General features: G+C 57.8%; 8 protein-coding genes and 1 pseudogene. 7 read left to right on the plus strand and 2 right to left on the minus strand.

Annotation, left to right across the window (positions count from 1 at the left end; genetic code table 11):
- Positions 1 to 238 precede the first annotated feature (238 nt).
- The gene (locus P8O11_RS01385; RefSeq protein ID WP_300290874.1) at positions 239 to 526 is read right to left on the minus strand and encodes a DUF3817 domain-containing protein; all 288 of its coding nucleotides are present in this window, start codon (positions 524 to 526) and stop codon (positions 239 to 241) included.
- Between the two features lie 217 nt (positions 527 to 743).
- Here P8O11_RS01385 and P8O11_RS01390 point away from each other — a divergent pair, with 217 nt between their 5' ends.
- The 3 genes from P8O11_RS01390 (at position 744) to P8O11_RS01400 (ending at position 4,230) form a co-directional block, all read left to right on the plus strand.
- Entirely contained in the window at positions 744 to 2,465 is a 1,722-nt protein-coding gene (locus P8O11_RS01390) for a DUF4153 domain-containing protein (protein ID WP_300290876.1), read from the plus strand.
- Between the two features lie 62 nt (positions 2,466 to 2,527).
- Positions 2,528 to 3,115: a heme NO-binding domain-containing protein gene (locus tag P8O11_RS01395; RefSeq protein ID WP_300290890.1), complete on the plus strand. Its 588-nt coding sequence runs from the start codon at positions 2,528 to 2,530 to the stop codon at positions 3,113 to 3,115.
- The gene (locus P8O11_RS01400) at positions 3,112 to 4,230 is read left to right on the plus strand and encodes a diguanylate cyclase (protein ID WP_300290879.1); all 1,119 of its coding nucleotides are present in this window, start codon (positions 3,112 to 3,114) and stop codon (positions 4,228 to 4,230) included. The genes P8O11_RS01395 and P8O11_RS01400 overlap by 4 nt, the downstream gene beginning before the upstream one ends.
- Before the next feature lie 7 nt (positions 4,231 to 4,237).
- On the opposite strand, the gene P8O11_RS01405 is transcribed toward P8O11_RS01400, so the two are convergent.
- Positions 4,238 to 5,512: an aminotransferase class III-fold pyridoxal phosphate-dependent enzyme gene (locus P8O11_RS01405; protein WP_300290881.1), complete on the minus strand. Its 1,275-nt coding sequence runs from the start codon at positions 5,510 to 5,512 to the stop codon at positions 4,238 to 4,240.
- Positions 5,513 to 5,662: 150 nt separating this feature from the next.
- Between P8O11_RS01405 and P8O11_RS01410 the strand changes: the two genes are divergently transcribed.
- The 4 genes and pseudogenes from P8O11_RS01410 to rplK all read left to right on the plus strand — a co-directional run.
- A complete protein-coding gene (locus P8O11_RS01410; RefSeq protein ID WP_300290883.1) occupies positions 5,663 to 6,460 on the plus strand; it encodes a hypothetical protein in 798 nt (265 codons plus the stop codon).
- A 74-nt stretch (positions 6,461 to 6,534) separates the two neighbouring features.
- Positions 6,535 to 6,732 carry a preprotein translocase subunit SecE gene (gene secE, locus P8O11_RS01415; protein ID WP_300290885.1) on the plus strand — a complete coding sequence of 66 codons (198 nt, stop codon included), beginning with the start codon at positions 6,535 to 6,537 and terminating at the stop codon, positions 6,730 to 6,732.
- A gap of 209 nt (positions 6,733 to 6,941) precedes the next feature.
- Positions 6,942 to 7,475 carry a transcription termination/antitermination protein NusG gene (gene nusG, locus P8O11_RS01420; RefSeq protein ID WP_089887565.1) on the plus strand — a complete coding sequence of 178 codons (534 nt, stop codon included), beginning with the start codon at positions 6,942 to 6,944 and terminating at the stop codon, positions 7,473 to 7,475.
- 131 nt (positions 7,476 to 7,606) lie between these two features.
- Positions 7,607 to 7,853 (plus strand): annotated as a pseudogene (rplK, locus tag P8O11_RS01425) (50S ribosomal protein L11); the annotation flags it as partial.

Raw genomic sequence — 7,853 nt, forward strand, 5'->3', positions numbered from 1 at the left:
ATCGCCAGACCGTCCCGCGGGCTGGTGATTTGGCAGCCGCAGGCGCGCACCTTTGGGCGAGGACGTGTTTGGCTGGCATAAAGTGGCCCGAAATTCCGTCAGATCACCATCCCACGGTCTGGCGATGCACGGCTTAGCGAACGGCAGCGAAGGTCCGCCCAGCAGCCCGTCATACAGGGTTTGGCGACGGGTGGCTTGTCGTCAAGTGTCTGCTTTTGCGGTGCGTCGTTGGATGTGGCTAGTGCGTCTCGGTGGCTTGGCGGGCCAGCCAGCGTTCGTTGATGAAGCCGCCAAAGGGGATCAGGGAGCCGATGAAGAGGCGCAGCGCGCCCCCGCGGGTGATGAGGCCTTCGCCCAAAGCATACATGGTGACCACCAGAAAGACGATGAAGGCCACGCCATGAACAGGGCCTAACGCCGCGACAAAGGCAGGCATGCCCAAGATGTATTTGAGCGGGACGGCGACGCAGACCAGAAAAATAAGGGTGACGGCTTCGGCAAAGGCGGTGATGCGCAGGGCTTTCATGGGGCGGGTCTTTCACGTTGTGAGATGTGATGAGCGAAGCGGAATGGTATCAGCCTGAACATGTGTTGAACGGGCCAGTGTTGAACGGGCCAGAGGTGCAATCGGAAAGGAGGGGTTCTGAGCGAGCTGCGCGAAAGCACCGCGAAATCTGCACAGGAATTGGCTTTTCGTCTTGCTGTGTTGAGCGTAAACTTGGCGGATAAAGAGGAGACGGGTGATGAAAGATAGGCTTGAGCTGGCGGGCATCGGGGCGATAGCAGGGCTGTGCCTCTGGTCTTTGTTTGAGCTTCTGCCTGATGTTGTCGAAGAGGGCTTTTTGCTCTTGGCGCTTACGGTGGGTGCGAGCGTATTTTTCTCTGTTCTGATGGCTCTGGTCGGGCCTGAGCGGCCTTTGCGGGCAGTCTTGCCTTCGCTGGCTTTGGGCGGGCTGACGGGCTTGCTTGCGCTCTGGTCCGGGCTTCGCTTTCAAACTGTTGACGGGTTTTTTGATGCGGGGCACCCGCTTATGGCGCTGTTTGTGATTGCTCTTGTGGGGGCGCCGTTTGCTGCGGCGACGCTGGAAGACCGCGTGGGCTGGCGCGACTATGCGCGGCTTTTTGACAGCGCTTGGGGGATCTTTATCCGCTACGTTGCGGGATGGCTTTTTGCGGGGCTGATCTTTGTGGTTCTCTTGCTGTCGGATGAGCTTTTGAAGCTGGTCGGCATTCGGATTATCGACGATTTGCTTGATATCGATTGGCTGCGCTACACGCTGGTGGGCGCGGTCTTTGGCCTTGGTGTGGCGACAGTGCACGAGCTGCGCGAGTATGTTTCGCCTGTCTTGGTGCACAGGCTTCTGCGGATGCTTTTGCCCTTGGTTCTGGTTGTTGTGATCGTCTTTATCGGGGCGCTTCCGTTCCGCGGGCTGTCTGATTTGTTTGGCAAGCTCTCCACTGCAGGTGTCTTGATGGCTGTGGCTTTTGCTGGGGTGACGTTGATTACGGCGGCGATTGATCGTGACGATGAAAACGCGTCGGAGATGAAGCTTATGACATTCTCCGCGCGGATTATGGCGTTGCTTATTCCTGTGCTTGTTGGGCTTGCGATCTATGCCGTTTGGATCAGGATTGCGGCCTATGGCTGGACGCCACAGCGGGGGATGGCGGCTTATACGGCGGTTTTCCTGATCGGGTATGTGGGCTGGTATCTTTGGTCTGTTCTGAGCGGCGCGCAGGGCGGGCAGGGGCGGCTGCGACAGAGCAATCTCTATATGGCGCTTGTGGTCTGGGGCGGGGCTGTTTTGTGGCTGACGCCTCTGGCGCATGTCGAGGCGCTGTCTGTGCGCAGCCAAGTGGCGCGCTTTGAAGCGGGCACAGTCAAGGCCGCGGAGCTGCCGCTTTACGAGATGGCGCATGGCTGGGGCCGCGTGGGCGAGGCGGGGCTTGCAAAGATTGAAACCATGGCAGATGCGCCTTTGAAAGAGCGGATTGTGGCCGCGCGGGAGGCCAAGTCTGTTTGGCAGTTCAAGACTGTTGCCAGAGCCGAAAATGACACAGCCTTGCGCGCAAAGCTGACCAATCGGATCAAGATTTTGCCTGAGGGAGAGGGGCGTACCTCTGTGTTTGAGGCAATGGAACGCGGGACCTTAATGGCGCTTGAGCGACACTGTCCGGAAGGCACAGAGCCGAGCTGTGCGATCGTGATGCTGGGAGCGGGGGCTGATGCAGTCTTTAGCGGTGACGCCTTGCTTGTGGCGCAAGAGAAACCGAGGGTTTGGACGCTGAGGCTGCAATCGGGCCAGTACTATTTGCAGCAGGCTTTGGCCTATGACGCGGCTGGGCGGGAGCGTGCAGTGCCTGAAAATTTGTTTGAGCGTGTTACCGCGGGCGCGTTTGAGCTTAAGCCACAAATCCGCAACGTCTTAGGTGTCGGTGAACTGACTATTATTCCTTACAATTAGCACCATTGAGGTGGTGTTAACCTGTGCTGTGCATTCTGCCCCAAAGAAGGGACTTGAGGCAGATGCATGGGCTGATCAACCGAACAATACAGGGCTTTGTCAGCGACACGCGTGGCGAGACGCTTTGGCGTGAAGTGGCGGAGCGAGCCGAGTTAGGCTTTGTCGAGTTTGAAGCGATGCTGAGTTATGATGCTGAGGTGACTGAGCGTGTTTTGCGTGTGGTGTGTGCCGAGCTCAATCTACCGCTTGAGGCGCTGCTGGAAGATATCGGAACCTATCTTGTCAGCCATGAAAACACGGAAGCCGTGCGTCGGCTTTTGCGGTTTGGCGGGGTAGATTTTGTAGAATTTTTGCACTCTCTTGAAGACCTGCCCGACCGCGCGCGGCTGGCTGTGGAGGATTTGCCCTTACCGCTGCTTGAACTCTGCGAGCATGCAATGGATCACTTCAGTCTGACGGTGAGGTCGCAGCCTCTTGGTTTTGGGGCTGTCATGCTCGGTGTCCTTCGGGCGATGGCCGATGACTATGGTGCGCTTGTGATCTTGGAGTATTTCCCTGCGTCAGAGGGCAGTGAGAGGATTGAGATCCAGCTTATTGAGGCAGCTTTTGCGGCGGGGCGCGGCTTTGAGCTTGGGGCGCGCGCAGGATGAGCGACATGCAGCGGATCGGAGCAGAGGCGCAGAATATAGGCGATGTGCAGGCCTTGATGGATGCGTTTTGTCCAATGCATGTGATTTTGGACGCATCGGGGCACATTGTGCATGTTGGAGCGACTTTGCAGAAGCTGCGCGCGAGCCTGCCTCTGGAGGGCCGCGGTTTTTTGGACGTGTTCGAGCTGCGCAGACCGCAATCTGTGAAGACGATGGACGAGCTTTTGAACAGCGCTGGTTTGAAGCTACATTTGCGCTTGCGTGGGGAGCCTGAAACCGCGTTGAAGGGAGCCTTGGCGCCACTAGCGGATGGGCGCGGGGCCGTGTTGAACCTTGGTTTCGGGATTTCACTGTTGGATGCGGTCCGTGACTATGCGCTGGTGAGCAGTGATTTTGCGGCGACAGATCTGGCCATTGAAATGCTGTATCTCGTGGAAGCCAAATCAGCGGCCATGGAGGCGTCTCGAAAGCTTAATCTGCGACTGCAAGGCGCAATGATTGCGGCGGAAGAGCAGGCCTTTACCGATACGTTGACGGGGCTGAAGAACCGCCGCGCTATGGACCATGTGTTGGCGCGGCTGATCGAGGCGGGGCGCGAATTTGCCCTGATGCATATTGATCTGGATTTCTTCAAAGCGGTGAATGACACGCTCTGCCATGCGGCGGGCGACCATGTCCTGCAGAACGTGGCGCGTATTATGGTGGAAGAGACCCGCAGCGACGATACGGTTGCACGTGTTGGTGGCGACGAGTTTGTGATCTTGTTTGATGGTTTGACAGATCGTGAGACGCTCGTTCGGGTGGCCGAGCGGATCATCCAAAAGCTTGAGGTGCCGATGCCTTTTGGGGCGCATATGTGTCATGTCTCGGCCAGCTGTGGAACCGTGCTTTCGGTGAGTCATGATGCGCCGGATGCTGTGCGGATGTTGGCGGATGCCGACCTTGCGCTATACGCCTCAAAACATGCGGGTCGCGCGCAGCATTCGTTCTTCCGGCTTGAGATGCGAGAGGCGGGCATGAGCCCTGAGATCAGTGGGGTGATCCCTGCCGCGGTCGCGCCGCGCAAGGGCACAGCCGGGGAGGCGGAAAACAGACGTAAAGACCGACCCATTTGAGGCCTGCTTAAGAGGGCGCAAGCTGCGTCAAAACCTCGTCGAGCGTGTCAAACAGCATCTCGGCGTGCCCTTGGGCAAATGGCATGGGTGGACGGATCTTCAGGGTGTTCTTTGCGCGCCCCAAGCTGGACATGAGGAAGCCACGTTGGCGCATCGTGTTGAACACTTTGGTCGTGAGGGCCGTGGCGGGCTCTTTTGTACTTCGGTCTGTGACCAGCTCGGCTCCAAAGAGCATGCCTTCGCCGCGAATGTCGCCGATGGCTTCATGTTTTTGACAGAGCGCGCTGAGCCTCTCCTGCGCGTAAGCACCGACGCGTGCAGCGTGGTCGGGAAGGGCTTTTTCCTCGAGCTCGTTGAGCACGGCGAGCGCGGCGGCGCAGGAGACGGGATTGCCGCCGAATGTATTGAAATAGCGAAACGCCTCGCGAAAGCGCGCCATGATTTCGGGGCGCGTGACAACGCCGCCAACGGGGTGACCATTGGCCATGGGTTTGCCGAGTGTGACGATATCGGGGGTGATCCCCTGACGCTCAAAGCCCCAGAAATGCGAGCCGATCCGCCCGAAACCGGGCTGGACCTCATCGGCAATGAGCAGACCACCTGCCGCGCGCACGATCCGCGCAGCTTCATCGAGCCAGCCTTTGGGCAGGTCTGGAAACCCCTCGTTGACGAAATAGGGGCAAATGACGAGCGCGGCAAAGCCATGGCCCGAGGCGTTCAGATCGTCGATGGCCGTTTGGAGGCTGGCGGCGAAAGCGGCGCCATCGGGGTCGGGACTGCGGTAGCTGTCAGGGGCGGAAATATGTCGGATGTAGTCGCCAAGACCGAAGCCAACTTCGGGGATATTGCTGCGGGAGAGCTGGCTCACCAGCGCTGTGTTGCCATGGTAGGTGGCGTCTGTCGCGATGATGCCGCGTTTGCCTGTCATGCCTTCGGCCATGCGCATGGCTACGTCATTGGCCTCCGAGCCTGTGCAAGTGAGCAGGAGGGTCGAAAGGCTCTTGGGCATTTTGGCGGTGAGGCGCTCGGCGTAGTCGAGGATACCGTCGTGCAAGTAACGGGTGTGAGTGTTGAGTGTGGCGGCTTGTTTGCAGATCGCATCGACAACACGAGGGTTGCAATGGCCGACGTGTGGGACGTTGTTGTAGCAGTCTAGATAGCGCTTGCCGTCTGCGTCCCAGAGCCAGACGTCTTCACCGCGGACGATATGCACGGGCTCTTCGTAAAACAGCGGCACATTGGGGCCCAAGAGGGCGCGGCGTCGGGCGAGCATATCGGCCATAGGGGTCTCCTTTTGGGCGATGATATTGCAGGCAGTTCACATGTGAAAGACGTATGAGGCACAGTTTCCGCGAGTTTGACATATTTTGGCCGTTTTGGGGCCTGTATCGCAGGGTAGGACACTCTCGATAAAATAAGTGGAAACACGGGCATGACACTTGGGAAACACCAAGATGAGACGATCAGTGCCCCCGATTCCGCAAAGGATGATGATCCGCTCGATATTGTGCGGCTCCTGATCGAGACGGAGACGCGTCATGCGAAAGTGCATCCGGAGCGGCGCGGCGAGGCACATGGCGAAGGGCGTGACGACGCGGGCGCAAGCTCGGCGGCGGCTCGTATTGCGCCGCGTCGTGTGACGTTGCGCGGCCAGCCCAAAGATGTGAGGGGGCGCCCCGTTGCGGCCTCTGATGAGGCTCCGTATCGCGCTGAAGATTTGCGGCCAAGCCGGTTTGGCCTGAAGTGGCCCCGCTTGAGCGGGCTCAAGCGGATCGGTGGCATGCGGGCACGGTCGCGGCAGCGCGCGGGCACATCAAAAATCGAAAAAGACCAGATATTGCGCTATTTGAAATTGGCGGGGCTGACGGCTCTGGCCGTTGTGATATTGTTCAAGCCTTGGCTCATTCCTTTGGTGCTGTTCATGCTGGTCTGGCTGGCATTGATTGTGTTTTTGCTGCTTGGGTCGGCACGGATCAGCGAACTGTCGGAGGGGGCCTGGATTTGGTATCAAAGCAAGCGCCCTGAGCGTGCTCAGAAAATTATCGAGCGCTTACAGCGTGCAGCGGACCGTGTGGATGGGCTCTTGGCGCGGCTGCCTGAGCGCTTTAGTGATGGAATTTATACGCCAGATCTGGGCCGTTCCGAGCGGGATATGGCCCTTGAAAACGTGGAGTTGCCACAAGATGATCCGTTTGAGCGCCTTGCTTTGCGGCGCTCTCCCGCCGAATAGGCGCAAATGTGCCTTGAATTTAGGGGGGGCTTATGCGTAAGTGACCCCAAAGCAGTTAGAAAGACGATACGCCAATGGCCCGCACCAACCCGCTTCAGTTTATCCAGCAAACGCGCGCAGAAGTTTCAAAAATCGTATGGCCGACGCGCCGTGAAGTCATGCTGACGACTGTTATGGTCTTTATCATGGCGACGCTGACAGCGATCTTTTTTGCACTTGTGGATGTTTTGATCCGCAACAGCTTGCAGACTATTCTCAACGTCTTCGGGTAAAACTGTCGGTACAAGACATGTAGTGGCCTCGCAATTTGCGGGGCTGTTTTGTTTTGGGCTTGAGGGCTTGAAACCGAGGGCTATGCGATGTAACTCCCCATCAAATCCCGACATGGTGAGCGACGATTCGAGTTGCTCGCAAATTTTTTGCTGTCGGGTGATCGGAATAAGGCCTGCGCAGGTGGGCACAGTAAGGAACGGGCACAGCAATGGCGAAACGTTGGTATTCGGTAAGTGTTCTCTCGAACTTCGAGAAGAAGATTGCGGAACAAATCAGGCAGCAGGCTGAAGAGCAGGGGCTGGAGGATGCCATTGACGAAGTGCTTGTGCCGACTGAAGAAGTGATTGAAATCCGCCGCGGTAAAAAAGTGACCGCAGAGCGCCGCTTTATGCCCGGCTATGTGCTTGTGCACATGGAGATGAGTGACCGTAGCTATCACCTGATCAATTCGATCAACCGCGTCACTGGCTTTTTGGGCCCGCAAGGCCGCCCGATGCCGATGCGTGATGCAGAAGTGAACCAGATCCTGAACCGTGTTCAGGAAGGCGAAGATGCACCGAAGCTGATGATCAGCTTTGATGTGGGTGAGAAGGTCAAGGTCAACGAAGGGCCGTTTGAAGACTTTGATGGCATGGTGGAAGAAGTCGACGACGATAACCAGCGCTTGAAAGTCACTGTGTCTATCTTCGGGCGTGAGACGCCTGTGGAACTCGAATTTACGCAGGTTACCAAACAAGGGTAACGGCGAAGAGATCGTCGGGGGAACCCGATGTATGAGCGTGGGAGGCGAGGCGGCCGCGGCTGTCAGACCGAACCACACAACAAGTAGCCCTGAGGAACGCGTTCCGAGGGGGTTGGAAAAGGAGAAGGCCAATGGCCAAGAAGCTCGCAGGCAAGATGAAGCTGCAAGTGCCCGCAGGACAAGCAAACCCGAGCCCACCCGTTGGGCCGGCGCTGGGTCAGCGCGGCATCAATATCATGGAATTCTGTAAAGCGTTTAACGCGAAAACACAGGATATGGAGCCAGGTGCGCCTTGCCCGACCGTGATCACATACTACCAAGACAAGTCCTTCACGATGGACATCAAGACGCCTCCAGCGTCTTACTACCTGCGCAAAG

Source organism: Lentibacter sp. (genome assembly GCF_029254145.1).
GTDB lineage: Bacteria > Pseudomonadota > Alphaproteobacteria > Rhodobacterales > Rhodobacteraceae > Lentibacter.